Source organism: Allobosea sp. (assembly GCF_036675845.1).
GTDB lineage: Bacteria > Pseudomonadota > Alphaproteobacteria > Rhizobiales > Beijerinckiaceae > Allobosea.
On sequence record NZ_JAKFED010000146.1, the window covers coordinates 114219 to 138271 of the forward strand.

Below are 24053 nucleotides of genomic sequence, written 5' to 3' on the forward strand. Positions count from 1 at the left end.
TTTTCTTGCGGCTGGCGTCCAACTCGCTATTGTCCGGCCCGCGTCGAGCCGCCCCAGCCGGGGGCGCCGCCCCTGGAATTGATCGCCTCCACATGACACGTCCGGTTACACTCGCGCTCGATGCTATGGGCGGAGACCACGGCCCTTCCATCGTCATTCCGGGCGCCGCGCTGACGCTGGAGCGCCGCCCCGACGCGAAGTTCGTGATCTTCGGCGACCAGTCCCTGGTCGAGCCGCTGCTCGAGGCCCACCCGAAGCTCAAGGCCGCGACCGTCTTCCATCACACCGAGGTCTCGGTGAAGATGGACGACAAGCCGAGCCAGGCGCTGCGCTATGGCCGCTATAAATCCTCGATGTGGCGCGCCATCGACGCCACCAAGACCGGCGAGGCGGACGTCACCATCTCGGCCGGCAACACCGGCGCGCTGATGGCGATGTCGAAATTCTGCCTGAAGTCGATGCCGCAGGTCGACCGGCCGGCCATCGCCTGCCTGTGGCCGACGGTGCGCGGCGAGAGCGTCGTGCTCGATGTCGGCGCGACCATCGGCGCCGATGCGCAGCATCTCGTCGACCTCGCGGTGATGGGCGCGGCCATGGCCCGCGTCGTCTTCGATCTCGACCGGCCGAGCGTCGGCCTGCTCAATGTCGGGGTCGAGGAGATCAAGGGCGTCGAGGCGGTCAAGGAAGCCGGCCGCATCCTGCGCGAGAGCAACCTGCCGCATCTCGACTATCTCGGCTTCGTCGAGGGCGACGATCTCGGCAAGGGCACGGTCGACGTCGTCGTCACCGAAGGCTTCACCGGCAATATCGCGCTGAAGACGGCCGAGGGCACGGCAAGGCAGATCGGCGAATATCTCCGCGCTGCAATGACGCGTTCGCTGATGTCGAAAATCGGCTATCTTCTGGCGCGTGGCGCCTTCTCCGCGCTGAAGGAGAAGATGGACCCGCGCAAGGTCAATGGCGGCGTCTTCCTCGGGCTGGAGGGCATCGTCATCAAGAGCCATGGCGGCACCGACGCGATCGGGTTCGCCAGCGCGGCCGAACTGGGCTACGAGATGGCGCGAGAGGACCTGATGGCGAAAGTGCGCGAGATGGTCGCGGCGACCGCGCGCCCGGATGCGAGCCAGAAGAGCCTGCAGCCGGCTATCGGCGATTAGGGAAGAGAGACGTCATTTGTCCATCCTGCGATCCGTTCTGCGCGGCTGCGGCTCCTATCTGCCAGCGCAGATCGTCACCAACGCCGATATGGCGAAGAAGGTCGACACCACCGACGAGTGGATCGTGCAGCGCACCGGCATCCGCCAGCGCCACATCGCCGCCGACGACGAGACCACTGCGACCCTCGGGCTGAAGGCGGCGCAGGCCGCGCTCGCCGATGCCGGCATGGCGGCGAGCGAGATCGACCTGATCATCGTCGCCACCGCCACGCCCGACAACACCTTCCCCGCGACGGCGACGCAGATCCAGGCCGATCTCGGGATCACCCATGGCGCCGCCTTCGACCTGCAGGCCGTCTGCTCCGGCTTCGTCTTCGGCCTCGCCACCGCCGACAAGTTCCTGGTGACCGGAGCGGCCAGGGCCGCGCTCGTCATCGGCGCCGAGACCTTCTCGCGGATTCTCGACTGGGAGGACCGCACCACCTGCGTGCTGTTCGGCGACGGTGCCGGCGCGGTCGTGCTCTCGGCCGAGCCCGGCAAGGGCACGCTTGCCGACCGGGGCGTGCTGGCGAGCCATATCCGCTCCGACGGGCGCTACAAGAACAAGCTCTATGTCGATGGCGGCCCGGGTTCGACCAAGACCGTCGGCTTCCTGCGCATGGAGGGCAAGGAGGTCTTCCGACATGCGGTCGTCAACCTCGCCGAGACCGTCCGCCACACCTTCGCCGAGACCGGGCTCACCGGTGCGGACATCGACTGGTTCGTGCCGCACCAGGCCAATCGCCGGATCATCGATGCCACGGCCGACAAGCTCGGCATCGGTCACGACCGCGTCGTCGTCACCGTCGACACGCATGGCAACACCTCTGCCGCCTCGATCCCGCTGGCCCTGGCCCAGGCCCATTCCGACGGCCGCATCAAGCCGGGTCAGCTCGTGCTGATCGAGGCGATGGGCGGCGGCTTCACCTGGGGTTCGGCGCTGATCCGCTGGTGACCGGTCCTGCCGGCCTGAACGGCTAAGTTATTTCAATTTATCGGATTTTTTGACGGTTACCGCTACAGATTAGAGCGATTTCAACCCTTGCGTGCGGCGTGAGGATTGACCCCCATTGCCATGGCGCCTAGAGCAGAAGGCGAAAATGCAGGAACCGGTTCTCGTGATCGATCCTGCGCAGACACTTGGTTGGGAGCCGGATTAACCTTTCGGATCGGAGCGCCTGGCGCGTTCCGCCGGCGGCGTCCGGCTCTGGCGTCCGCCGTTCGGGTAAGGGATGCTTTGACGGGTAGTGACTGCTCGATAACGCCTTGGAGGGAGCTGATGGCAGGGCAAACTGTGACGCGCGCGGATCTCTGCGAGGCGGTCTATCAGAAGATCGGCCTTTCGCGGACGGAGTCGTCCAAGCTCGTCGAAGCGGTCCTCGACGAGATCTGCGACGCCGTGGCGCGCGGCGAGAATGTCAAACTTTCTTCGTTCGGCTCCTTCGTCGTGCGCGACAAGGGCGAGCGAATCGGGCGTAATCCCAAAACTGGTGTAGAAGTCCCGATCGAGCCGCGTCGCGTGATGGTGTTCAAGCCCTCGAATGTGATGAAGGCCCGCATCAACGGGCAGAACGGCGAGGGTGGCGAAGAGTGAGCCTGGAGTTCCACAACGGCGATACAGAGGCCGAATTGGACACCAAGAGCCCAGATGCTTTCCGTACCATCAGCGAGGTCGCCGACGACCTCGACATCCCTCAGCATGTGCTGCGCTTCTGGGAGACGCGCTTCTCCCAGATCAAGCCGCTGAAGCGCGGCGGTGGCCGGCGCTATTACCGCCCGGACGATGTCGCCCTGCTCAAGGGCATCCGCCGCCTGCTCTATGGCGAGGGCTATACCATCAAGGGGCTGCAGCGCATCCTCAAGGAGCAGGGGCCGCGCCATGTCCAGGCGATCGGCCGCGGCGCCGAGATCGTGCCGCCGCCAGGGGCCGCGGCCCGGCCCGCCACGGCCGCCGGACCGGCCGAAACGGGGCGACCGGCGTCCGCCGGCGAGCCCGGCTTCGCCGCGCAGGCGCTGCTCTCCTCGCTGCCCCGTCCTTCCCCGCCGGCCTTCTCCGGCAGCGACGACCTCGCTTTCCTCAAGTCGACGCTGTTCGAGCTCGCCGAATGCCGGCGCCTGCTGCGCGGCGCGCTGAGCGCCGGCGCGGCGGCGGAAGAGGCCTGAGCGGCGCAGCCTGCCGGCGGCCGACAAGCCGGGACCGCGCCTGGCGCTTTCCTTGGCCGGCCCTTGCAGCCGGCGAGGGGGCTGGCTAAATCAGGGGCGAGGACGACCTCCGCGGCCAGGCCGCGCTTTTCTCTCAGGCGTGGACGACCCCGCCCTTCGAAAAGGAGGGCCGTCATGGCCTGGACCTATCTCTTCTTCGCCGGCCTGTTCGAAATCGGCTGGGCCATCGGGCTGAAATACACCCACGGCTTCACCCGCCTCATCCCGACCGTTCTGACGGTCGCCAGCATGGTGGTCAGCCTCGGCCTGCTCGGCCTCGCGCTGAAGAGCCTGCCGCTCGGCACCGCCTACGCGATCTGGACCGGCATCGGCACGGTCGGCACCGCGGTGCTCGGCATCGTGCTGTTCGGCGAGCCGGCGACGGTGCTGCGCCTGCTCTGCATCGGCCTGATCGTCTCCGGCATCGTCGGCCTGAAGCTGGTGGCGTGACGAGCGCCTGCTGTTTTCCCTCGGAAACAACCCGTCATTCCGGCCGAATTGCCGGAATCCATCATGGAGCTCGGCGCCCTTCGATGGATTCCGGAGCGGCGCGGCTTCGCTGCTTGTCCTGAATGACGGGATGGTTCCGTCGAAAATGCGTATGATCGGGGCTGGCTCAGCGCCGGAAGGCCTCGGGCCAGAGTCCGTTACGCTCGAGCAGCACGACCGCGACGATGACGGCTAGCGTCACCGCGAGCGTCAGCATCTTGGCGTTCCAGGGCGTGCCGCGGCCGATCAGCCAGATCAGCGTCAGGCCCATGAGGAGGGGGATCGCGATTTCCATCGACCCAGTCTAGAGCCGGATGATGTCGGATGGAATCATGGAATGATCCCATCCGACATCTGAATCCATCTCTCACCAAAAGGTTGGAGCAGGATGCTTGCGAAAAACCGGTTCCCACTTTTTCGCATCCTGCTCTGCCCAAGCGATCGGATGCCGCATCCGCCTTGGCACATCCGGAACAGATCGCAGCATCGCACGTTGGCAGGGCAGGGAAGCACGCCGCGCCCGCGCGGCGCCGGCCATCCAGCCAGACAGCGCGAGCAGGAGGACGGCATGGGCCTATTTTCCAAGGATATCAAGACGATGGACGATCTCTTCGTGCATCAGCTGCAGGACATCTACTATGCCGAGAAGCAGATCCACAAAGCCCTGCCGACAATGATCGACAAGGCGACCGATCCGCAGCTCAAGCAGGGGCTGGAAGCCCATCGCGGCGAGACCGAAGGTCATATCCGGCGGCTCGAGCAGGTCTTCAAGCAGCATGGCGTCGAAGCCAAGGGCACCGACTGCCCGGCGATCGACGGCATTCTCGCGGAAGCGGACGAGGTGACGGGCGAGGTCGACGACAAGCAGGTGCTGGATGCCGCGATCATCGCGGCGGCGCAGGCGGTCGAGCACTATGAGATCACCCGCTACGGCACGCTGGCGGCATGGGCGAAGCGGCTCGGCCGCGAGGACTGCGCGGCGCTGCTGCAGCAGAATCTCGACGAGGAGCATGCGGCCGACAACAAGCTGACCCAGCTCGCGGAATCCGGCATCAATCGCCAGGCGGCGTGAGTCAGGCGCCTTTCACTGGGAAGCGGCACCGCTGCGTTCCCTCAGCCGTCATTCCGGCCGCAGCGAAGCGGAGTGCCGGAATCCATCGTAGAGCCTAGCGTCATTCGATGGATTCCGGAGCGGCGCCGCTTCGCGGCTTGTCCGGAATGACGTGGCAAACAGTAGACTCCGGCGAAGCGATCCGGCGGGCTCTCAGTCATTCCGCGGGGTCGCTCCGTCCGTTCCCTCGGCTTTCGCCTCGCTGCCAGTCGCTTCGGCTTGCGGCAGGCCCTCGATCAGCGGGCGCAGGCGCACCAGTTCCGCCGCCATGAAATCGAGGAACAGCCGCACGCGCGGCGCCTGGCGCAGGTCGGGATGGGTCAGGAGCCACAGATCGGCGGCATAGCCGGCCTGCGGCGGGCCGAGCCGGATGAGCCCCGGCCGTTTTTCGGCGATGAAGCAGGGCAGGAAGCCGATCCCGATCCCGGCCTCGACCGCCTCGGCCAGGCCGAGCACCGTGTTCAGCTTGTAGACCACGCGCTCGGACTCGACATGCTTTTGCACATGCTGGACGACCTTGAAGGCGCCGAACTGGTCGTTGAGCGAGACCCAGCGCTGCCCTGCGAGCCCGTTCTGGTCGGAGGGCGCGCCCTCCGGGAAATCGGCCCCGCGTCCATAGAGCGCCCAGCCGATCCGCGCGGCCCGGCGGCCGACGAGGTTCTCCGGCGGTGTGTCGGTGGCGCGGATCGCGACGTCGGCATCGCGCTTGCTGAGATTGAGCGCCTGGTTGCCGAGCAGCACGTCGAGCCGGATATCCGGGCATTGCCGCATGAAGGCGGAGAAAAGCGGCGTCAGCAGCTCGACCAGCAGGGAATCATTGGTGGTGACGCGCAATTCGCCGGCCGGCAGGATCTCGCGGCCGGCGAGGCGGCGGGTGAAGCCGGCGATGTCCTCGCCGAGCCGCTCCGCCAGCGCCGCCATCTCCTCGCCGGCCGGCGTCGTCGCGTAGCCGCTGCGATGGCGCTCGAACAGGCGCGTGCCGAGCGCGGCCTCGATCTGGCCGAGGCGGCGGAACACGGTCGAATGATTGAGGCCGATCAGTTCGGCGGCGGCCGGCAGGCTTCGCGCCTCGGCGATCGCCTTGATCAGGCGGAAATCATCCCAGGCGACGGTATAGGGCGGGTTCGGCAAGGCGTCGGCTCCGGGCATGGCTGGCCCCTAAAATGGTGCAGGCGGCGGGTTGCAACAACCCGCCGCCCGATCGACCGGGGCCGGTTATGTCAGGCCAGCGCCGTCTGGCGCGAGCCGGGCAGCGCGGCCGGGCGCAGCGCCAGCGCGCCGTCGCCGATCAGCCCATGCGCGAGCGCCGCCAGGGCGAGGAAGGCGGGGTATTCCCAGCCGCCATTGACGGCGGTGAAGAGCCAGCCATTGGGAGCGTGCACGGCGAGCGCGCCCAGCAGCACCGGCAGCAGCGCCAGCGAGACATAGCGGCCATAGAAGCCGGCCAGGACGGCGAGGCCGCCGAGGAGCTCGGCCAGGATGATCGGCCAGGCGAGGAAGCCGGGCAGGCCGAGCTGGCCGAGGAAGCCGGCAAAGCCAGGCACGGTGAAGATGGCGAGCTTGAGATAGGCATGGGCGATGAACATCAGGCCGAGCGCGATGCGCAGGCCGAGGGCGCCATAGGGGGCGAGCCTTGTGTCGATCATGGTCGTTCTCCGAAGGACCGGGCTGGTCTGCGGCGGAAGATGCTCGCCTCTTGAAAGCAATACAAATTGGAGTTTCAGGATATTGGCATTGCGTGTGTGCAATGATTGCGGGCTGGCTTTCCGGCGCCGGCTGCCCATCTTGACGTCAACGAGGGCGGCGTTCGGCTGCCCGTAAGGACGACGACCATGCAGATCAACGGCATCCACCACGTCACCGCCATCGCCGGCCCGGCGCGCCGCAATCTCGACTTCTACAGCCGCGTCCTCGGCCTGCGCCTGGTCAAGAAGACCGTCAATTTCGACGATCCCACCACCTGGCATCTCTATTTCGGCGATGCCGAGGGCAATCCCGGCACGATCCTGACCTTCTTCCCCTGGGATCATGTCGCGCCCGGCCGGCTCGGCGTCGGCGAGACGGAGGTGACCGCCTTCCGCATCCCTGCCGCGGCGCTCGGCTACTGGACGCATCGGCTCGTCGCCCATGGCGTCGTGCATGATGTGCCGCAGAAGCGCTTCGGTGAGACCGTGCTCGCCTTCCGCGATCCGGATGGCATGCGGCTCGCGCTCGTCGCCGTGCCCGGCAGCGAGGACGAGCCGGCCTGGGACAATGGCGAGGTGCCCGTCGAGGCCGCGATCCGCGGCTTCCACGGCGTCACCCTGCTGGTCGACAAGGCCGAGCCGACCGCGGCGATCCTGGCGGATGTCTTCGGCTTCGCCGAAATCGCCCGCGAGGGTGGCGTGGTCCGTATGCAGGCCGCCGGAACCGCCCATGGCGGCATCGTCGACCTGCGCGCCGCCGGCGGCTTCCTGCCGGCCCGCATGGGCGCCGGCTCGGTGCATCATGTCGCCTTCCGTGCGGCGGACGATGCCGAGCAGGCGCGGATGGTGAAGACGCTGGTCGAGAAATTCGGCCTGCGCCCGACCGAGCAGAGGGACCGGAACTATTTCCGCTCCGTCTACTTCCGCGAGCCCGGCGGCGTGCTGTTCGAGATCGCGACAGATGCGCCGGGATTCGCCATCGACGAGGCTCCCGAAAGCCTCGGCTCGGCGCTCAAGCTGCCGGCGCGATACGAAAAGCGCCGCGGCGAGATCGAGGCCGTGCTGCCGGCGCTTGCCTGACCCGAGCCGGCGTCCCGCTTCCGAGGGGCGGGGCGCCGGCATTCTTGCTTTCCGACATCGAAAGGAGATCGTGCCATGGGCGCGAGCGCTGCCTTCATCCATCGTTTCGAACCGGCGGCCACCCCCGGCCTGCCGCCGCTGCTGCTGCTCCATGGCACCGGCGGCGACGAGAACGACCTGCTGCCGCTCGGCCGCACCGTCCTGCCCGGCGCGGCGCTGCTGTCGCCGCGCGGCCAGGTGCTCGAAGCCGGCATGCCGCGCTTCTTCCGCCGGCTGGCGGAGGGCGTCTTCGACGAGGCCGACCTGACGCGCCGCACGCATGAGCTCGCCGATTTCATCGCGGCGGCAAGGGAGCAATACGGCCTGCCGGCGCCGCTGGCGCTCGGCTTCTCCAACGGCGCCAACATCGCGGCCGCGCTGCTGCTGCTTCGACCGGAAGCTCTTTCCGGTGCGGTGCTGCTGCGGGCGATGGCGCCTTTCGCCGAGCCACCGGCAGCGGCGCTCGCCGGCAAGCCGGTGCTGCTGGTTTCGGGCAGCCTTGATCCGATCGTGCCGGAGGAGAGTGTGGGGCGGCTGGCGGCAACGCTGGAAAAGGCCGGCGCTGCGGTCACGCATCGCGGCCTGCCGACCGGCCACGGCCTGTCGCAGGCGGATATCGGCGTCGTCAGGGAGTGGCTCTCGGGCGTGCGGGCGGCGGCCGCGTAGCTGTCGTCATTGCGAGCAAGGCGAAGCAATCCAGGGACGGCAGCGCATTACGCCCCCGGGGTTGCTTCGTCCCTTCGCTCCTCGCAATGACGGCAGGGCCGCCGGCTCGGGGCCGGCCTAGCGTTTCGAAAGATAGCACATCAGCCCGAGCCCGCCGAGCATGACCGAGATCATGTAGGGGCCGAACAGGCAGGCGACGAAGACCGCCGCGATGAAGCCGAGCATCAGGCTGTTGCGCCAATCCAGGATCATGATGGAGCCTCCTGTGGTGGGGCGGTAGCCTAAACCTAGCGTTGACCCGCTGAACCGCATTTGAACAAAACTCGTTAACGAAACCTTGCGCTTGCGGCGTCATGTTCACGCAGTTTGCGGCAGCTTCAGCAGGCTGCGCGCCTCGGCCGCGGTCGCCGGCCGGCGGCCATATTCCGGGCACAGCGCGACGATCCTTTCGACCAAAGCGGCGTTCGAGGGGGCGAGCCGGTCGCGGTCGAGCCGGACATTGTCCTCGAGCCCGGTCCGGCAATGGCCGCCGAGTTCGAGCGACCAGCGGTTCAGCGTGATCTGGTCGCGCCCGATGCCGGCGCCGGTCCAGGTCGCGTCCGGGGCGAGCCGCTTCAGCGTTTCGATGTAGAATTCGAACGCCGCCCGGTCGACCGGCATGGCGTTCTTCACCCCCATGACGAACTGGACATGCAGCGGTCCCTGGATCGCCCCGGCAGCGCCCATTTCCACCGCCTTGAAGATCATCGACAGGTCGAAGGCCTCGATCTCGGGCTTGACGCCATGGCTCTTCATCTCGGCGGCGAGCCAGTCGACCAGCTCCGGGCTGTTCTCGTAGACCCGCGTCGGGAAGTTGCAGGAGCCGGTCGAGAGCGAGGCCATGTCGGGGCGAAGCGAGATCATCCCGCCGCGCTCGCGCCCGGCGCCGGAGCGCCCGCCGGTCGAGAACTGCACGATCAGGCCCGGGCAGTGCTTGCGCAGCCCCTCCAGCAGCCGGCCGAAGCGTTCGGGATCCGAGGTCGGCGCGCCCTCGTCGCTGCGGACATGGCAATGGGCCAGGCTCGCGCCGGCCTCGAAGGCGGCCTGCGTCGACTCGATTTGCTCGGCGATGCTGATCGGCACGGCCGGGTTGTCGCGCTTGGTCGGCAGCGAGCCGGTGATGGCGACGGTGATGATGCAGGGCAGGGACATGATTCAGGTTAGGGACATGGCTGGCAGCCTCGGGCGGAACCGCTACTCAAGACGATTCTGCCCCGGCTGGCAAAGCCGGGCCATGCCTGTCGGCGCGGGCTCGGCAGCGAGCTTGCGGCCTGTTCGCGCGCGGTCCACCATCTTCCGATGGTCACGATCCTCCTCGCCGTCTCGATGCTCGCCACGGTCGCGACGGCGCTCTGGCTGGCCTTCGAGGGCAATGCCGTGATGGCGTTGCCGCTGGCGGTCGTCCTCGCTGGCCTGCTCCGGACGATGGTTCGGCGCAGCAGGCGGCGGGGCATCACGCCCGCCGAGATCGAGCCCCGCTCGCCGGAGCAGATGCGCGATTGATCGCCGGCACCGCTCAAACGAAGAGCCCGGCGCTTTCGCGCCGGGCTCTTCTGGCCGGGAGGGCTCTGTTCCGGTCAGCGGCTGTAGCCGTAGCCGGAATTCGGGTGGTTGTAGTGCAGGCCAGGGCCCACGCCCAGTCCGCGGGCATGGCCCCGCCCGCGATCGTAGCCATAGCCGCGACGATGGCCATAGCCCGGCCCGCGGTCGTAGCCGCGACGATAATCGTAGCCGCGACGATGGCCGTAGCTGCGGTCGCGGCCCCTGGCGCGCTGCTGCCGCTCCATGTTGCGCTGGATCTCCCACATCCGGTGCTCGCGGTTGTGCCGCGTGAACTCGACCGGGATCTTGTCCAGCGCCTCGATCCGGATCGGAGCGGACTGCTTCTCTGCCGCCAGCGCGCCGCTCGAAAGGCCCGCGCCGGTGACGGTGAGGCCGGCAAGCAGGCCGGCAATCAGGAGGCGTCCGTTCATCGTCGTATCCTTTCAGACATTCGGCCGGCGGCCGGTTTCCTCCGCCAACATCCATGGGCGATGATTGTTCCCTGGGCGCTGAATGGGGTCTGAACGATAGGGCGCGGCGCAAGGGTGCCGCCACGCGGCGCATTTCGGCCGTGCGACACCGTTCGCAGCATGTCGGGAGGGCGGAGCCTGCGCCGCTGCCGCGGCCTCGAAATCCGCCTCGGGCCGGCGCCCGATGCGTCAGCCGTCGTTCGAGGAGTTGAGCTCGTCGGGCGTCAGCCCGTCGCCGCCGCCGATGCCGGCCGCCTGGCGCAGCACCTCGTTGATTCGGTCCTGCCAGCCCGGGCCGCTGCTCTGGAAATGCTCGAGCACCTCGCGGTCGATCCGCAGCGTCACCATCTCCCGCGCGCCGGGAACGGCGGGCCGCTTCGCCGCCGGGGCAGGGGCCTTGGGGGGCGCCGGCTTGAACAGGGCTTCGGCGAGCTTGCGGGGGTCGCTCGGCCGGCGGGTTCTGTCATGGCTCATGGTCGTGCCTCTGGTGAGGGTGCGGCGGGCGGGGCCGTCGATGTCCCGGCTCCGCCTGCGGCCGGCTTGGTTCGCGTGCCACCGGCAGGCGCGAGCGCAGGGCGCCCAGAAAGCCGGGCCAGGAATCAAGCCGATCCGGGAATCAGGCCGATGCCGAACAATATGAGAAAATGGTCGGAGCGAGAGGATTCGAACCTCCGACCCCTTGTCCCCCAGACAAGTGCGCTAACCGGGCTGCGCTACGCTCCGACGCGTCGGCTTATAGAGGCGCCGCCGCCGCGATGCAACGCGCCAGATGGGCGAAGGCAGCAAATCTGAGCGAGCGGTCGGTTGCGGCCGGGCAGGGCCCGGCGCCGCCTCGTCGCATCTGTCATTCGGGTCGGGGGTATCCGGCTTTAACCATCCGGCTTTACCTTCTCTTAAGGCTTCGATTGCCCCGCCTCCGGCGCCGGCGCACGGTTCTGTCCTGAAACCGCAAGCGCGAGGACATCGTCATGTCGATGGCACTGGCCGATCGCAGGCTGCATCCTGCGCATGTCGCGGCCGAGCCCGGCCGGGGTTCGCTGCAGAGCTTCTTTTCCGGCCTCGCGCCGGACTGGCATTCGCGCTGGGCCTGGGACCATTACGAGGCGACGATCCTGGCGCTGGCGCACCAGTTCGGGCTGAAGCGCCTCTGCGAGGTCGGCGGCGGGCGCGATCCGCTGTTCACCCCGCAGGAGGCGCACCGCTACGGGCTCGATCTCGTCGTCAACGACATCGATGCGGGCGAGCTCGCCCTGACGCCGAAGGGCCTGCGCACCGCGCGCTTCGACATCGCCGGCGACCTCTCGGAGCCCGATATCGCGCGCGGCGGCTACGACATGATGGTCTCGCGCATGGTCTTCGAGCATGTCCATGACGTCGAGCGCGCCTGGAGCAACATCCACGCCCTGCTGGCGCCGGGCGGCGTCGGCCTCGCCTTCGTGCCGACGCTCTGGGCGCCGGTCTTCGCGCTCAACCATGTCCTGCCCGAGAAGGCCTCGCGCGCCATCGTGCATGCGCTTTTCCCGGCGCGGCGCGACGGTGGTGGCGACCCGAAGTTCCCGGCCTTCTATGACTGGTGCCGCGGCAGCCGCGCCGGGCTGGCGCCGATGCTGAAGCGGGCCGGATTCAGCGATGTCCATGTCCAGCCCTTCTGGGGCCATGGCTATTTCGACCGCATCCCCGGGCTGCGCCAGGCCGATGCCGTCTTCAACCGCCTCGCGGCGCAGGCCGGCTGGGAGTTCGTGACGACCTACGCCTATGTGGTGGTGCGCAAGGAGCGCTGAGCCTCGCCATCGCGCGGCGGCATCGCCGGGTTGAGCACCGCCAGTCCCCAGACCAGGCCGAGCAGCAGATACATGTGGCGCCAGTGGTCGGTGTCGATCTGCAGGCCCTGCAGGATGGTGACGAACAGCACCGACCAGAGCACGATCGCATGGCCCTGCCAGGGCGAGCGCCGCAAGGCGACGCGCCAGCCGGCAAGGCAGGTCGCGGCGATCAGCGCCAGATAGGAAAAGCCGCCGAGCCAGCCATAGGAGGCGAAGGCGTTGATGTAGACATTGTGCGGGTCTTCCGGGAAATGCCAGCGGAAGCGCAGCGGGCCGAAGCCGTTGGGCAGGTCGAGCAGCAGCGGGATCGAGCGCAGCTGGTTGCCGAAGCGGCCGGTGACGCCCTGGTCGTAGCTCTGGTCGAGGCTGGCACGGACCTCGAAGACGCTGCGGATGCTCTCGAAGGAGAGCGCGATCAGCATCAGTACGACGACCAGCATCAGCGAGACCACCGTCAGGAAGACGATGCGCGCCCGCTGCGAAGTGCTGGGCGAAGTCAGGAAGCTCAGCCCGGTCATCATCAGCGTGGCGGCGGCGAGATTGCCCCAGGCGCCGCGCGAGAAGGTCAGGAACAGCGCCAGCAGCGGCACGCTCATCGCCAGGAAGCCCCGGGCCAGGCCGATGCGCCCGGTGAGCACCGCATGCAGGGTGTAGACGATCGGCAGCACCAGGAAGGGGCCGAGCACGTTCGGGTCCTTGAAGGTGCCCGAGGCGCGGCCATAGAGCGCCAGCATGCTGCCGAGCCCCCCGACGTCGAAATAGCCGAGCAGGCCGGCAAAGCCCGCGCACCAGGCCGAGAACAGATAGCCCTTGCGCAGGGTGTCGAGCCGCCCGAGCGGATCCTCGGCCATGATCGCGGCGAAGAAGATCGCCGTCAGCATCAGATAGACCGAGACGGCGGTGAAGCGCACCGAAGGCGCCTCGTCCATCCAGGGCAGCAGCGAGAAGACGCCGCCGAGATTGTAGAACAGCAGCAGCACCGCCAGCGGCAGCAGCTTCTGCGAGAAGCGGATGCCGGTGAGCGCGAAGACGAAGAGCGCGATCAGGAAGACGAGCTCATAGGGTGCGGGCTCGATCAGGGCGAAGCCGCTGACGGCGGTGAGCAGCCAGAGCGTCCCGCGCTTGATCGCGGCATAGGAGATTCGCAGCCCGCCATGGTGGCGGCCGCCGGCTTCCGCGCCCTGCGCCAGCGCGCTCAATAGGCGTTCTCGTTCTTGGTCAGCAGCGAGAGCGGCGTCTTGATCAGGATGTAGATGTCGAGCAGCACCGACCAGTTCTCGATATAGTAGAGATCGTGCTCGACGCGGCGCTGGATCTTGTCCTCGGTGTCGGTCTCGCCGCGCCAGCCATTGATCTGGGCCCAGCCGGTGATGCCGGGCTTGACCTTGTGACGGGCGAAGTAGCCGTCGACAACCTGCTCATAGGCCCGGTTCGAGGCGGTGGCGTGGACCGCATGCGGGCGCGGGCCGACCAGCGAGAGATCGCCCTTCAGGATCACATTGAAGAGCTGCGGCAGCTCGTCGATCGAGGTTTTGCGGATGAAGCGGCCGACGCGGGTGACGCGTGGATCGTCCTTGGTGACCTGCTTGCTGGCCGTGAAATCGCTCATCTCGTGATAGAGCGAGCGGAACTTGAAGACCTCGATCAGCTCGTTGTTGAAGCCGTAGCGCTTCTGCCGGAACAGCACCGGCCCCTTCGAGTCGAACTTGATGGCGATCGCGGTCGCCAGCATCAGCGGCGAGAGCAGGATCAGGGCGAGCGTGCCGACGATCTTGTCGAACAGCCATTTGACGACGATGTCCCAGTCGGCGATCGGCCGGTCGAAGACGTCGAGCACCGGGACGGCGCCGATATAGGAGTAGGAGCGCGGCCGGAAGCGCAGCTTCGACATATGGGCGGAGAGGCGGATGTCGATCGGCAGCACCCAGAGCTTGCGCAGCATGGTCAGGAGCCGCGCCTCGGCCGAGATCGGCAGGGTGAAGATCACTAGGTCGAGCTTGGTGCGGCGCGCGAACTCGACGAGGTCGTCGATCGTGCCGAGCTTGGGATAGCCGGCGACCAGATCGGGCGAGCGGTCGTCATTGCGGTCGTCGAAGACGCCGCAGACGCGCAGGCCCGTGTCGCGCTGCGCCTCCAGCGCCTTGATCAGTTCCTCGCCGGCCGGGCCGCCGCCGACGATCGCGGTGCGCCGCTCCAGGCGGCCCATCCGCGTCAGCCGCAGCACGATCAGCGTCACTGCCAGCCGCTCGGCCAGCAGCAGCGCGAGGCCGCCGACATAGAACCCCGCCAGCCAGACGCGCGAGACCTGGTCGCCGATCTTGAGGAAGAAGAACGCCGCCAGCGCCAGCAGGAAGAGCATGGTCCAGCCGGCGGTGAGCCTGACCGCCATGGTGATGAAATTGCGCAGCGCGCCGATATGGTAGAGGTGCAGCGCCTGGAAGGCGGCGAGCGCGCCGACCGCGACCAGCGGGATCGTCACCTGATAGGGCAGCAGGCTCGCGACATTGCCGGCGACGTAGAGCCAGAAGATCAGCCCGCCGACGCCGGCGACGACGAGGATGTCGGCGAGGCGCACCAGCCCTTCGATCAGCACTGGCGAGAGGGTGCGCTTGACCGGCATGGCGGCGATGCGCTCGGCCAGCGGGTGGAAGGCGCGGGTTGGACCCGAGATGGGCGTGCCGCCCTGCGCCGGGCTGGCCGAATCCGTCTTGATCAGGTCGCGAACGTCGAAAGCGCCCATCTCGTCATTTCCTTCCCGCATGCCCGCGCCAGAGGCCCGCGCATCGGCAGTCGACTAGAGCCGGATGATTTCGGATGGGATCGCGCAGCGATCCCATCCGAAATCTGAATCCGTCTCTCATCAAAAGGTTAGAGCGGGATTCATGCGAAAAAACCGGTTTCCACTTTTTCGCATCCCGCTCTAGCGCAAATTGCTCACGGAAGGCTTAACCGGCCGCTGCGTCAGGCACTGCGATTTGAGCTACCGCCGGGGCAAGCTCCTCGGCGAGGTTTTCGGCTGCTGGAACGGGCCGCTTTCCGGCTTCGTCGCGGCCCTAGCCGGAAGATTGATTTTCGCAAGGACATTCAAGGTGATGAGCCAGGCTCCGGCCGCACGAAAAGCGCTCGATATGGTCGTCATCAATCGTTGAAAGTCGTGCTCAGGTTGACAAAAAGCATAGATTCAGGCATTCAGGGGTCGATGAGCGACTGAGAAGCACATTTTTGACGGCCTCCGCCCCCCGGGATTTCCCGGGTACTCAGGTGTGACGCTGTCGTGACCTTCGTTTCCCGCCGAAGTGTTCACTTTCTCGATTGCCTCGTCTTTTAAAACGCCAACGATGCGCACCCCGCCGACGCCGCACCCGCGCCGCCGGCGCCCTGGGCCCGCGCCAATTGTGTGACCTGTGCCTTTTCACTGGATTATTCTGCTCGCGGCGGTTGCCGTCGAGGTTCTCGCCACATCGGCGCTGAAGGTTTTCGTCTCCGCGCCGCTCTTTCTTGCCTTCCTGCCGCTCGTGCTGATCGGCCTTTCCTTCGCCCTGCTCAGCCTGGCGTTGCGCGTCATTCCGATGGCCGTCGCCTATGCGGTCTGGGAAGGGCTCGGCATCGTGGGCATCGCGCTGATCGGCCATGTGCTCTTCGCCGAGCATCTGACCCCGGGGCGCCTGCTGGCGCTCGCCATGATCGTCGGCGGCATCGTGCTGCTCGAGCGTGGTGTCGGCCATGACGAACTCGGGCAAGAGGAGCTCGGCCCGGGGGAACTCGGTCATGAGGAACAGAGGAGGCTGGCATGAGCGCCGCCTTCTCGCCGCAGGGGCTCGCCGTGCTCTGGCTCGTCCTCGCGGTCGGGCTTGAGGTCACGGGCACCGCCCTGCTCAAGCTCTCCGACGGGCTGAAGCGTCGTCTGATCGGCGGCCTCGGTGTCGTCCTCGTCATCGGCGCCTTCGGCGCACTGGCCCAGGCGATCCGCGGCATGGACCTTTCGGTCGCCTATGCCGCCTGGGGCGGGGCGGGGCTCGTCATCACCGCCGTGGTCGGCGCGCTCGCCTTCGGGCAGTCGATCCGCCCGGTCGGCTGGCTCGGCATCGTGCTGGTGGTCGCCGGCGTCGTGGCGCTCAAGCTGGCCTGACGCTTTTCGATTCGGCAGAAAAGACGCGGGTCGTCCCGGCCGAAGCGGCGAAAGCCGCGCAGAGCCGGGACCCATGCCTGAACCTCTCCGACGAAGGCTCAGGCATGGGTCCCGGGTCTCCCTCCGGTCGCCCGGGACGACCCGCGCGGTGAAACGCTCAGTTCAGGAACGGGTTCTTCCAGCCGCCCTGCTGGGAGGGCGCCTTGGGCGGGAAGCTCGCCTCCAGATAGTCGAGGACCTTCTTGCGGTCTTCCTCCGCCAGCGGTTGCATATTGTGCTTGCTGACCATCCAGGCGAGCGTCTCGCCCCATTTCTCGCGGCTCATGCCCTGGGCCGCGACCAGCTTGAAGTTGTGGCAGGCGATGCAGGCATAGAAGGCCTCCTCGCGATGCGGCGCATCGGGGAACATCTCCGGCGTCTCCTCGGCAGGGGCGGGCGGCTGAGCCTGGGTTTGGGCCAGCGCCAGCGAGGCGGAAAGCAGCACTGCCGCGCCGAGCATCAGCCCGGCGCGGCGCAGGAGCGAACTCATCCGCCTCATCCGACCAGCACCGCGACCCGGTGCATCGGATTGGCGCCATAGCCCTGCGGATTCCAGCCGCCGGCGACATGCGGCTGCGCCCGGCCCTTGCTGTCGGTCGCCCGCACCCAGATCTCGAAATAGCCGTCGGACGGCAGTTCGAGCTCGGCGGTCCAGCGCCGCCAGTCGTAAGCGTTGCGGGGCTTGGCCGCCTTGGCCTGCTTCCAGGTCGCGCCGAAATCGAGCGAGACGTCGACGCGGGAGACCCCGTCATGCCCATCCCAGGCGGCGCCGCGCAAGGCGAGCTTGCGCGTGCCAGCCGGCAGGCGCGTGCCGTTGGCGGGGTTGGTGATGATGCCGCGCACCGGCATCGAGGTCAGGGTGCGCATGTTGGATTCGTCGGTCTTGCCGCCGGGGACCATCGGCTTGATCGCGACCGAATAGGAGGTGCCGCCCATGCCCTGGCCGTCATGGACCTTGTCGCGGATCGCGATGCGCTTCAGCCATTTATGCGAGACCGAGGCCGGGAAGCCGGGGATCACCAGCCGCAGCGGGCCGCCATGGATATTGCTGAGCGGTTCGCCGTTCATCGCCCAGACCAGCAGCGCATGCCGCTCCAGCGCCGCCTTGATCGGCACGCCGCGCGAGAGCACGTCCTTGCTCGGATCGCCCGAGAGGTGCTGGTCGGCGCCGTAATTGCCGGTATGGACCGCGCTCGGCTTCAGCCCGGCGCTCTTCAAGACCTCGGCGAGCGGCGCGCCGGTCCATTCGGCGCAGCCGGCGCCGCCATTGGTCCACTGGTTGCCGCGCGCCTGCGGCTGGAAGGCGGAGCGGCCATTGCCGCCGCATTCCAGCACCATGCGATAGGTCTTGTTCGCGTACTTCTTCTTCAGTTCGCCGAGTGTCAGCTTCAGCGGGTTGTTGACCTCGCCGTCGATGCTGAACTCCCAGGCATCGCCTTCCTTGAAGCCCTCGGGCGTCTGGCCGTTGTTGCGGATGTAGAACTTCTCGGTCGGGGTGGTGTCGTCGTCGAGCATGTGCTCGGGCGTCTCGGCGACGAGCGGCCGGTCACCGAGCACGACGAGGCCCTTCGCCTTGCCGGGGAAATCGAGCAGCTGCGGCCCCTTCGGCGCTGCAGCGGCCGGGGCGGCGGGAGCGCCGGCTGGTGCGGGCGCCCCTTGCGCCATGGCGGCCGGGATCAGCCCGGAAGGCATCGTCGCCGAGAACGGGATCGCGCCGCCGACCGCCGCGCCCATCGCCGCCAGGCCCGCGCCGCCCAGGAAGCCGCGTCGCGAGGCATCGGTGCGCCGGCCGAAGGCGAGCGCATCGGCCCGCTCGGGATCGTCGCCATAGAGTTCCGCCAGGGAGCGTTCAGCCTTCGCCATCGGTTTCCTCCTTCAGGCGCTTCAGGAAAGGGCGCCACTGCAGGATGAAACGTCCGGGGGCGCGGAATTATTCCATGGCCTCGCTGCGGCCGCGCTTCAGACGACGCAGGAAGGCGCTGTGCTCCAGTCCTGGCGCAGCGCGGTGCGCAGCGGCTCGATGCCGGGCCCGGGGCGGCTCGTCAGATCCCTGAGGAAGCCCGCCATGATCGCAAAGCGCGCCGGCGGCATGCCCGTAGCGATCAGCAGATAGCTCTTTCCGGCCGCGTTCCAGCGGGCGAGCGCGTGCGGCGGGTCGCCGGCCCCGGCCGGGCGCTCCGGCTGCGTCCGCGTCGTGACGTGCAGGCTGAGGCGGCAGCCGCGCGTGCCGGTGAAGCCGGCATGCTCCTCGCCACCCGCCGCCACGCTGCGCCAGGCGGGCCGCAGGCCGAGCCGCGCCAGTTCGCTGGCGATCGGATCGGCGGCGACCGGAATCACGCCTTCGGTCGGGACGGCGTCGGCATGGCGTTCATGGGCGGCGAGCGAAGCCGCCAGGAAGGGGTCGGGCTGCGGGCTGCCGATCGGCCGGACGGCGAGCAGGGCGACACCGGCGACGAGTAGCAGCGCAGCCGCAGCCGTCACTGCTACGAGGCTGCGCGGGCGCAGCCGCCGGGTCGGCTCGATTGCGATCCGGGGTGGCGGCGGGGCGTCGGCCGCCGGCAGCGCCCGCAATTGCTCCTTCAGCCGCACGATGCCGCGCAAAGTCTCGCTCGCCTGGGGTGAGGCGCTGAGCAGGGTCGCGACCTCGCGCTGTTCGGCCACGGCGAGCTCGCCATCGGCGAAGGCGCTGAGCCGTTCCCAATCGGCCGGGCCGGGCATGTCAGCGCGCGTTGGCATGGCGCAGCGGCAGCACGCGGATATTGGCGCCGCCGATAATGGCGAGCATGGCGGCCCGGGCCCGCGCCAGCCGGCTCATCACCGTGCCGGTCGGCACGCCGATGATTACCGCCGCTTCGGCGTAGCTGAAGCCGTCGAGATCCACCAAGACCACCACCTCTTTCATCGCGACCGGCAATTGCTCCAGCGCCTGCCGCACCGTGATGGCACTGAGTGCGCGCTCGGCGAAGCGCCAGTCGACCGGCTCGGGCGTTTCGCTGCCTGCCTCGCGCGCCTGCCGCCGGCCCTGGTCGACCAGCAGATTGCGCAGGATGCAGTAGAGCCAGCGCCGATAGGCGGCATCGTCCGCGGGCTCGCTCTTCGCGCTCAGCACCCGCAGCGCCGCCTCCTGGGCGGCGTCGCCGGCCCGTTCGCGATCCCGCGTCAGCGCGCAGGCATAGCGGAAGAGCCGTGACCATTCGCGTTCGAGCCGCGCATTGCGCGCCGACTTGCGTTCGCCGCGCCACATGATCGCGCCATCCGAACCGATTTCGTCGCGGCGGGGAAAGGCCATCGCCGACCCGCCGCATCAGGAAGCCGCGAGGATAAGGCAGGATGGCGGAAAGGCGAAGCGGCTTTTCGCGCTTCGGGGTCAACCGGCGCGTTTGGCCAGCGCCGTGCGATAGGCGGCGAGCACGCCATCGACCATGTCGTCGAGGCAGAAATTCTCGCGTACATGCGCGGCGAGATCGGCCGCCTGGGCCAGGCGTTCGGCCTCCGGCATGGCGAGCGTGGCCCGGATCGTGTCGGCGAGAACAGCCGGCTCGTTGTGCGGGATCAGCCGCGGGGCGTGCCTCGGGCCGTAGATCTCCCTGATGCCGCCGACATCGGTCGAGATCAGCGGCTGCGCCGCCGCCGCCGCCTCGAGGATGACATAGGGCAGCGATTCGGCGCGCGACGGGATCACCATGATCCGCGCCTTGGCCAGCGCGGCGCGGATCGGCCCGGGGGGCTCGAAGACGCATTGCGCCGAAACGCCGTGATCGATCGTCATCTGCTTGAGCAAAGCCTCGTCCGGCCCGGAGCCGACGATCAGGACGCGCGGGGTCAGCCCGTCGCGGGCCCTCAGGATTTCGAGCGCCTCGATCAGCGTGTCGACGCCCTTGGCCGAGCGCAGCTCGCCGAGATAGACGAGGTCGAATTCCGCCCCGGCATGGTCGATCGGCGCGAATTCGGCTTCCGAGATGCCGTTCAGCACGATGCGGTGGTCGGTGCGCGGCAGATGGCCGGTGCAGGCCTGGAAGCGCCCGGCGATGAAGGCGCTCTCGAACAGGAACATGTCCGTCGCCGGCTCGAGCAGGCGCTCGACCGCCATGTAGATGCGGTGCTCCGTGCTGCCGGGCTTGTAGTTGAAGCTGCCGCCATGCGGGGTGTAGGCGGTGATGTAGGCGCGGCCGGGCGAGGGCAGGGCGGGCAGCCTTGCATAGACGCCGCCCTTCGAGCCATGGGCGTGCACGACCTGCGGCGCGATGCGCCGGCGCGTCGCGATCGCCGAAAACTGCGCCCTGGCGTCGGTCAGGCTCGGATAGCGCGACATCGGCACGCGCGTCACCCCGAGCGAGAGCTTCGGCCCGAGCTCGGCGAAGACCTCGTCGGCGCGGGCGCCGCCGGTCGTCGAATCGCAGAAGATGCCGACCTCGTGGCCGCGCTCGACCTGGCCGCGCGCGAGGTCGAGCACATGCCGGAACAGCCCGCCGAGCGGGGCGCGGAAGACATGCAGGATCTTCAGGGGGCCGGTATCGGTCGCGGCGGACATGGTGGTCGAACTCCGCGCCGGAACTAGAACCAGCGTTCCTTGATCACGATGGTGTCGCCGGGGCGGACCGGATAGGTGATCGGCACCGTGCCGGTGACGAGCTGGCCGTCCATCAGCCGCGTCACCTCGGCATAATTGCGCTGGCCGCGCGGGGTGAAGCCGCCGGCGATGGCGACGGCGGTCTGTACCGTCATGCCGTTGACGAACGGGAACTGGCCGGAATTACTGACTTCGCCGAGCACGAAGAACGGCCGGTAGGCGTCGACCTCGACTGAGACCCTAGGCTCGCGCAGATAGCCGGCGCGCAGGCGGGCCTCGATCGCGCGCTCGAGCTGGACGGTAGTGCGGCCATGGGCCTCGACACGGCCGATCAGCGGCATCGAGATGCGGCCGGTGCTGTCGACCGCATAGACGTTGGAGAGATTGTCCTGGCCGAAAACGATGATGCGCAGCCGGTCTCCGCTGGCGAGCTGATAGGGGCCGGCGCTCTCGACGGCGAATTCCGGCGCCACGATGCGAGGCGCGCAAGCCCCTGCCGCAAGCGCGACTGCCAGCGCAAGACAGACGGGACGTCTACTCATCATCACGTGCTGCACCCATCGAAAATCTGGGCTCAGGCTTAGGCCGACATGCTTAAGGGGCGGTTAAAATTTGCACCGGGTTAACCATGGCGGCCAGCTTGCCCCGCCTGCGGCGCCTTGCGCTCGCCGGGTCGTGAAACGCGGCCGCATCCGGCGGCATCGCGCCGGGCATGACGTTTACCGCCCACTAACCTTAATCCGCTTTCATTGACGCTGCGTCCTGCCGAGGGCGCGAGAGTTCTGCGTGAATGGAAGCGTCATGACCGCTCGCTATGACAATGCTCCGGCCGGCGAAGGCCGTCCCGGCGACATGCTCGACCTTGCCGCCCTCTGGGCTGCGATCAAGGCGAGGAAGGCGTGGATCATCGGGCCGACGCTGGCGGCGCTCGGGCTCTCCTTCATCGCGGTCAACGTGATTCCGCCGCGCTATACCGGCGAGGCGAGGCTGCTGCTGGAGAACGGCGACAGTTTCTACACCCGCCCCGGACCGACCGCGGACAATTACGGCGCCCAGTTCGACAGCGAGGGCGTGCAGAGCCAGGTCCAGGTCGTGATGTCGCGCGATCTGGCGCGCGAGGCGATCAAGCGCATCGGCCTCGTCGGCAATTCCGAATTCGATTCCGGCGCCGGCGCGCTGGGTGCGCTGAGGAAGCTCGGCGTGCTGCTCGGCCTCGGCGCCCATCCGGCCGACCGCTCGCCCGAGGAGCGCGTGCTGGAGAAGTATTACGATCGGTTGCTGGTCTATCCGGTCGGCCGTTCGCGCATCGTCGCGGTCGAGTTCACCTCGCAGGATCCGGCGCTCGCCGCCAAGGCGGCCAACGAGATCGCCGCCACCTATCTGGAGATGCAAGGGGAGGCCAAGCAGGACACCGCCCGCAGCGCCTCTTCCTGGCTTTCGACCACGATCGAGCCGCTGCGCAGGAAGCTGGCGGAATCGGAGGCCAGGGTCGAGGAGTTCCGTTCGCGCAATGGCCTGCTCGTCGGCGCCAACAACACCACCATCAGCTCCCAGCAGCTCGCCGACCTTTCGACCCAGCTGTCCAGCGCCCGCACCCAGCAGGCCGAGGCGCAGGCCAGGGCCTCGGTCGTCCGCGACGCGATGAAGAGCGGGCGCACCTTCGAGATCCCGGACGTCGCCAACAACGAGCTGGTGCGCCGGCTGATCGAGCAGCGCGTCAACCTGCGCGCCCAGCTCGCGCTCGAATCGCGCAACCTGCTCTCCGAGCATCCGCGCATCAAGGAGCTCAACGCCCAGCTCGCCGATCTCGAAGGCCAGCTCCGCGCCGCCGCCGAACGCACGGTGCGCACGCTGGAGAACGAGGCCAAGATCGCCGGCGAGCGCGTCGAGAGCTTCACCGCCGCCCTCGACGGCCAGAAGAAGACCGTTTCGGGCGCCAATGACAGCGAAGTGCAGCTGCGTGCGCTCGAGCGCGAGGCGCGCATCCAGCGCGAGCAGCTCGAACAGTACATGCTGCGCTATCGCGAGGCGCTCGCCCGCGACGCCGAGAACGCGACGCCGGCCGATGCCCGCATCATCTCGCGCGCCATCGAGCCGACGCAGCCCTCCTTCCCCAAGAAGATCCCGACCATGATCGTCGCGACGCTGGCGACCTTCCTCGTCGCGCTCGCCGCCATCGTCTCGCGCGAGCTGCTCAACGGCGCGGCGCCGGGAGCGGCCGGCGACCCGCGGCCGAAGCGCAAGCCGCCGGGCTGGGTCGGCCCCGCGGCCCGCGATCTCGAGGCCGCGGCGGAAGGCGACAAGGCCGTCGATCCGCGCCGCGCCCGCGTGGCCGGCCTGCTCACCCATGGCGGACGGGTCGGCCAGCTCCAGCTCGATCTCTCGGACCCGGACGGCAGCGTCGCCGATCTGGCCGAACGGGTCGACGAGGCGCGGCCCGGCCATGCGCCGCTCGTCGTCGTGCTCGATGGCGCCGGGCCGGGCGAGGTTTCGCCGCGGGCGCTGGCGAGCCTGCTTTCCGAGCGCTGCCGCTGCATCCTGATCGATCTCGGCAGCGATGCCGGCCGTCACCAGCCCGGCTTCTCCGAGCTGCTTTCCGGCGAGGCGCTGTTCTCCGACATCATCACCCGCCGGCAAAATTCGCGCCTGCACGAGATCGGGCCCGGCCATGCCGGCCGCGACGCGGTACTGGCTGCGCCGGACATCGTCGAGGTCGCGCTCGACGCGCTCTGCGAAACCTATGACTGGGTGCTGGTCGTCGCCGCCTCGACCGACGAGGCCGCGGTGCTGGCGCCGCTCGTCGCCCGGGCCCAGGCCGCGCTCGTCATGGCCGGCCATGTCGGCAACGGTCACGCGGTCGAGGCCGCCTATCGCCTCACCGACCTGACCAAGGCGCCGATCGCGCTGGTGATGGTCGAGGGCGAGGGCCGTTCCCCGGAAGTCGTCCGCGAGCCCAGCCCGGTCATGGCCTGA

Annotated in this window: 28 protein-coding genes and 1 tRNA gene; 13 read left to right on the top strand and 16 right to left on the bottom strand. The window is 68.3% G+C overall.

Annotated features, from left to right (window positions below):
• The first annotated feature begins 92 nt into the window (after positions 1–92).
• The 5 genes from plsX (at position 93) to sugE (ending at position 3848) form a co-directional block, all read left to right on the top strand.
• Positions 93–1157: a phosphate acyltransferase PlsX gene (gene plsX / locus V6M56_RS16135; protein ID WP_332685166.1), complete on the top strand. Its 1065-nt coding sequence runs from the start codon at positions 93–95 to the stop codon at positions 1155–1157.
• A 16-nt stretch (positions 1158–1173) separates the two neighbouring features.
• Positions 1174–2151, top strand: coding sequence for a beta-ketoacyl-ACP synthase III (locus tag V6M56_RS16140; protein ID WP_332685167.1), 978 nt, complete (start codon positions 1174–1176; stop codon positions 2149–2151).
• Positions 2152–2475: 324 nt separating this feature from the next.
• Positions 2476–2790 (top strand): integration host factor subunit alpha, encoded by a 315-nt coding sequence (locus tag V6M56_RS16145; protein ID WP_332685168.1) that lies wholly within the window; start codon positions 2476–2478, stop codon positions 2788–2790.
• Positions 2787–3359 carry a MerR family transcriptional regulator gene (locus V6M56_RS16150; RefSeq protein ID WP_442881175.1) on the top strand — a complete coding sequence of 191 codons (573 nt, stop codon included), beginning with the start codon at positions 2787–2789 and terminating at the stop codon, positions 3357–3359. The genes V6M56_RS16145 and V6M56_RS16150 overlap by 4 nt, the downstream gene beginning before the upstream one ends.
• Before the next feature lie 174 nt (positions 3360–3533).
• A complete protein-coding gene (gene sugE, locus V6M56_RS16155; protein ID WP_332685169.1) occupies positions 3534–3848 on the top strand; it encodes a quaternary ammonium compound efflux SMR transporter SugE in 315 nt (104 codons plus the stop codon).
• A gap of 166 nt (positions 3849–4014) precedes the next feature.
• Here the strand turns inward: sugE and V6M56_RS16160 are convergent, their stop codons facing one another.
• Positions 4015–4182 carry a hypothetical protein gene (locus V6M56_RS16160; RefSeq protein ID WP_332685170.1) on the bottom strand — a complete coding sequence of 56 codons (168 nt, stop codon included), beginning with the start codon at positions 4180–4182 and terminating at the stop codon, positions 4015–4017.
• 273 nt (positions 4183–4455) lie between these two features.
• Here V6M56_RS16160 and V6M56_RS16165 point away from each other — a divergent pair, with 273 nt between their 5' ends.
• Entirely contained in the window at positions 4456–4959 is a 504-nt protein-coding gene (locus V6M56_RS16165; protein ID WP_332685171.1) for a YciE/YciF ferroxidase family protein, read from the top strand.
• Between the two features lie 192 nt (positions 4960–5151).
• On the opposite strand, the gene V6M56_RS16170 is transcribed toward V6M56_RS16165, so the two are convergent.
• On the bottom strand, positions 5152–6147 hold the full coding sequence (locus V6M56_RS16170) for a LysR family transcriptional regulator (RefSeq protein WP_332685172.1): 996 nt from the start codon (positions 6145–6147) through the stop codon (positions 5152–5154).
• Positions 6148–6218: 71 nt separating this feature from the next.
• A complete protein-coding gene (locus V6M56_RS16175; protein ID WP_332685173.1) occupies positions 6219–6644 on the bottom strand; it encodes a DoxX family protein in 426 nt (141 codons plus the stop codon).
• Between the two features lie 186 nt (positions 6645–6830).
• Between V6M56_RS16175 and V6M56_RS16180 the strand changes: the two genes are divergently transcribed.
• Positions 6831–7763 (top strand): ring-cleaving dioxygenase, encoded by a 933-nt coding sequence (locus V6M56_RS16180; protein WP_332685174.1) that lies wholly within the window; start codon positions 6831–6833, stop codon positions 7761–7763.
• 75 nt (positions 7764–7838) lie between these two features.
• On the top strand, positions 7839–8468 hold the full coding sequence (locus tag V6M56_RS16185) for an alpha/beta hydrolase (protein WP_332685175.1): 630 nt from the start codon (positions 7839–7841) through the stop codon (positions 8466–8468).
• Positions 8469–8585: 117 nt separating this feature from the next.
• Here V6M56_RS16185 and V6M56_RS16190 read toward each other — a convergent pair whose 3' ends face one another.
• Together V6M56_RS16190 and V6M56_RS16195 are read right to left on the bottom strand one after the other, a co-directional pair.
• Positions 8586–8720: a hypothetical protein gene (locus V6M56_RS16190; RefSeq protein WP_332685176.1), complete on the bottom strand. Its 135-nt coding sequence runs from the start codon at positions 8718–8720 to the stop codon at positions 8586–8588.
• Between the two features lie 105 nt (positions 8721–8825).
• On the bottom strand, positions 8826–9659 hold the full coding sequence (locus V6M56_RS16195; RefSeq protein ID WP_332685177.1) for a 3-oxoadipate:acetyl-CoA acetyltransferase: 834 nt from the start codon (positions 9657–9659) through the stop codon (positions 8826–8828).
• Between the two features lie 147 nt (positions 9660–9806).
• Here V6M56_RS16195 and V6M56_RS16200 point away from each other — a divergent pair, with 147 nt between their 5' ends.
• Positions 9807–10010 (top strand): hypothetical protein, encoded by a 204-nt coding sequence (locus V6M56_RS16200; RefSeq protein ID WP_332685178.1) that lies wholly within the window; start codon positions 9807–9809, stop codon positions 10008–10010.
• Positions 10011–10084: 74 nt separating this feature from the next.
• Here V6M56_RS16200 and V6M56_RS16205 read toward each other — a convergent pair whose 3' ends face one another.
• From V6M56_RS16205 to V6M56_RS16215, 3 genes are all read right to left on the bottom strand, one after another.
• Positions 10085–10480: a hypothetical protein gene (locus V6M56_RS16205; protein ID WP_332685179.1), complete on the bottom strand. Its 396-nt coding sequence runs from the start codon at positions 10478–10480 to the stop codon at positions 10085–10087.
• Between the two features lie 228 nt (positions 10481–10708).
• Positions 10709–10993, bottom strand: coding sequence for a BrnA antitoxin family protein (locus V6M56_RS16210; protein ID WP_332685180.1), 285 nt, complete (start codon positions 10991–10993; stop codon positions 10709–10711).
• A 171-nt stretch (positions 10994–11164) separates the two neighbouring features.
• Positions 11165–11242 (bottom strand) — tRNA-Pro (locus V6M56_RS16215).
• 245 nt (positions 11243–11487) lie between these two features.
• Between V6M56_RS16215 and V6M56_RS16220 the strand changes: the two genes are divergently transcribed.
• Entirely contained in the window at positions 11488–12300 is an 813-nt protein-coding gene (locus V6M56_RS16220) for a class I SAM-dependent methyltransferase (protein ID WP_332685181.1), read from the top strand.
• Here V6M56_RS16220 and V6M56_RS16225 read toward each other — a convergent pair.
• The gene (locus tag V6M56_RS16225) at positions 12273–13541 is read right to left on the bottom strand and encodes an O-antigen ligase family protein (RefSeq protein WP_332685182.1); all 1269 of its coding nucleotides are present in this window, start codon (positions 13539–13541) and stop codon (positions 12273–12275) included. The genes V6M56_RS16220 and V6M56_RS16225 overlap by 28 nt on opposite strands.
• A complete protein-coding gene (locus V6M56_RS16230; RefSeq protein ID WP_332685183.1) occupies positions 13538–15082 on the bottom strand; it encodes an undecaprenyl-phosphate glucose phosphotransferase in 1545 nt (514 codons plus the stop codon). Before V6M56_RS16230 ends, V6M56_RS16225 begins: the two co-directional genes overlap by 4 nt.
• A 664-nt stretch (positions 15083–15746) precedes the next feature.
• Here V6M56_RS16230 and V6M56_RS16235 point away from each other — a divergent pair.
• Positions 15747–16136, top strand: coding sequence for a DMT family transporter (locus V6M56_RS16235; protein ID WP_332685184.1), 390 nt, complete (start codon positions 15747–15749; stop codon positions 16134–16136).
• Entirely contained in the window at positions 16133–16471 is a 339-nt protein-coding gene (locus V6M56_RS16240) for an SMR family transporter (protein ID WP_332685185.1), read from the top strand. The genes V6M56_RS16235 and V6M56_RS16240 overlap by 4 nt, the downstream gene beginning before the upstream one ends.
• 157 nt (positions 16472–16628) lie before the next feature.
• Here V6M56_RS16240 and V6M56_RS16245 read toward each other — a convergent pair whose 3' ends face one another.
• The 6 genes from V6M56_RS16245 to V6M56_RS16270 all read right to left on the bottom strand — a co-directional run bounded on the left by V6M56_RS16245 (position 16629) and on the right by V6M56_RS16270 (position 21622).
• On the bottom strand, positions 16629–17000 hold the full coding sequence (locus tag V6M56_RS16245; protein WP_332685186.1) for a hypothetical protein: 372 nt from the start codon (positions 16998–17000) through the stop codon (positions 16629–16631).
• 5 nt (positions 17001–17005) lie between these two features.
• Positions 17006–18373 carry a sulfite oxidase gene (locus tag V6M56_RS16250; protein WP_332685187.1) on the bottom strand — a complete coding sequence of 456 codons (1368 nt, stop codon included), beginning with the start codon at positions 18371–18373 and terminating at the stop codon, positions 17006–17008.
• A gap of 96 nt (positions 18374–18469) precedes the next feature.
• On the bottom strand, positions 18470–19228 hold the full coding sequence (locus tag V6M56_RS16255) for a hypothetical protein (RefSeq protein WP_332685188.1): 759 nt from the start codon (positions 19226–19228) through the stop codon (positions 18470–18472).
• Between the two features lies 1 nt (position 19229).
• On the bottom strand, positions 19230–19799 hold the full coding sequence (locus tag V6M56_RS16260; RefSeq protein ID WP_332685189.1) for an RNA polymerase sigma factor: 570 nt from the start codon (positions 19797–19799) through the stop codon (positions 19230–19232).
• A 78-nt stretch (positions 19800–19877) separates the two neighbouring features.
• Entirely contained in the window at positions 19878–21041 is a 1164-nt protein-coding gene (locus V6M56_RS16265) for a glycosyltransferase (protein WP_332685190.1), read from the bottom strand.
• 23 nt (positions 21042–21064) lie between these two features.
• Positions 21065–21622, bottom strand: coding sequence for a polysaccharide biosynthesis/export family protein (locus V6M56_RS16270; protein WP_332685191.1), 558 nt, complete (start codon positions 21620–21622; stop codon positions 21065–21067).
• Positions 21623–21881: 259 nt separating this feature from the next.
• Between V6M56_RS16270 and V6M56_RS16275 the strand changes: the two genes are divergently transcribed.
• Positions 21882–24053 carry a GumC family protein gene (locus V6M56_RS16275; RefSeq protein ID WP_332685192.1) on the top strand — a complete coding sequence of 724 codons (2172 nt, stop codon included), beginning with the start codon at positions 21882–21884 and terminating at the stop codon, positions 24051–24053.

What these genes read in the sequence shown, in the direction of transcription:
- V6M56_RS16160 (WP_332685170.1), bottom strand. Translation starts at nt 4,182, where the DNA reads ATGGAAATCGCGATCCCCCTCCTCATGGGCCTGACGCTGATCTGGCTG.
- V6M56_RS16210 (WP_332685180.1), bottom strand. Translation starts at nt 10,993, where the DNA reads ATGAGCCATGACAGAACCCGCCGGCCGAGCGACCCCCGCAAGCTCGCC.
- V6M56_RS16185 (WP_332685175.1), top strand. Translation starts at nt 7,839, where the DNA reads ATGGGCGCGAGCGCTGCCTTCATCCATCGTTTCGAACCGGCGGCCACC.
- V6M56_RS16175 (WP_332685173.1), bottom strand. Translation starts at nt 6,644, where the DNA reads ATGATCGACACAAGGCTCGCCCCCTATGGCGCCCTCGGCCTGCGCATC.
- V6M56_RS16265 (WP_332685190.1), bottom strand. Translation starts at nt 21,041, where the DNA reads ATGTCCGCCGCGACCGATACCGGCCCCCTGAAGATCCTGCATGTCTTC.
- V6M56_RS16200 (WP_332685178.1), top strand. Translation starts at nt 9,807, where the DNA reads ATGGTCACGATCCTCCTCGCCGTCTCGATGCTCGCCACGGTCGCGACG.
- V6M56_RS16260 (WP_332685189.1), bottom strand. Translation starts at nt 19,799, where the DNA reads ATGGCCTTTCCCCGCCGCGACGAAATCGGTTCGGATGGCGCGATCATG.
- V6M56_RS16275 (WP_332685192.1), top strand. Translation starts at nt 21,882, where the DNA reads ATGACCGCTCGCTATGACAATGCTCCGGCCGGCGAAGGCCGTCCCGGC.
- V6M56_RS16270 (WP_332685191.1), bottom strand. Translation starts at nt 21,622, where the DNA reads ATGAGTAGACGTCCCGTCTGTCTTGCGCTGGCAGTCGCGCTTGCGGCA.
- V6M56_RS16245 (WP_332685186.1), bottom strand. Translation starts at nt 17,000, where the DNA reads ATGAGTTCGCTCCTGCGCCGCGCCGGGCTGATGCTCGGCGCGGCAGTG.
- sugE (WP_332685169.1), top strand. Translation starts at nt 3,534, where the DNA reads ATGGCCTGGACCTATCTCTTCTTCGCCGGCCTGTTCGAAATCGGCTGG.
- V6M56_RS16165 (WP_332685171.1), top strand. Translation starts at nt 4,456, where the DNA reads ATGGGCCTATTTTCCAAGGATATCAAGACGATGGACGATCTCTTCGTG.
- V6M56_RS16195 (WP_332685177.1), bottom strand. Translation starts at nt 9,659, where the DNA reads ATGTCCCTGCCCTGCATCATCACCGTCGCCATCACCGGCTCGCTGCCG.
- V6M56_RS16180 (WP_332685174.1), top strand. Translation starts at nt 6,831, where the DNA reads ATGCAGATCAACGGCATCCACCACGTCACCGCCATCGCCGGCCCGGCG.
- V6M56_RS16190 (WP_332685176.1), bottom strand. Translation starts at nt 8,720, where the DNA reads ATGATCCTGGATTGGCGCAACAGCCTGATGCTCGGCTTCATCGCGGCG.
- V6M56_RS16220 (WP_332685181.1), top strand. Translation starts at nt 11,488, where the DNA reads ATGTCGATGGCACTGGCCGATCGCAGGCTGCATCCTGCGCATGTCGCG.
- V6M56_RS16145 (WP_332685168.1), top strand. Translation starts at nt 2,476, where the DNA reads ATGGCAGGGCAAACTGTGACGCGCGCGGATCTCTGCGAGGCGGTCTAT.
- V6M56_RS16240 (WP_332685185.1), top strand. Translation starts at nt 16,133, where the DNA reads ATGAGCGCCGCCTTCTCGCCGCAGGGGCTCGCCGTGCTCTGGCTCGTC.
- plsX (WP_332685166.1), top strand. Translation starts at nt 93, where the DNA reads ATGACACGTCCGGTTACACTCGCGCTCGATGCTATGGGCGGAGACCAC.
- V6M56_RS16250 (WP_332685187.1), bottom strand. Translation starts at nt 18,373, where the DNA reads ATGGCGAAGGCTGAACGCTCCCTGGCGGAACTCTATGGCGACGATCCC.
- V6M56_RS16170 (WP_332685172.1), bottom strand. Translation starts at nt 6,147, where the DNA reads ATGCCCGGAGCCGACGCCTTGCCGAACCCGCCCTATACCGTCGCCTGG.
- V6M56_RS16255 (WP_332685188.1), bottom strand. Translation starts at nt 19,228, where the DNA reads ATGCCCGGCCCGGCCGATTGGGAACGGCTCAGCGCCTTCGCCGATGGC.
- V6M56_RS16205 (WP_332685179.1), bottom strand. Translation starts at nt 10,480, where the DNA reads ATGAACGGACGCCTCCTGATTGCCGGCCTGCTTGCCGGCCTCACCGTC.
- V6M56_RS16230 (WP_332685183.1), bottom strand. Translation starts at nt 15,082, where the DNA reads ATGGGCGCTTTCGACGTTCGCGACCTGATCAAGACGGATTCGGCCAGC.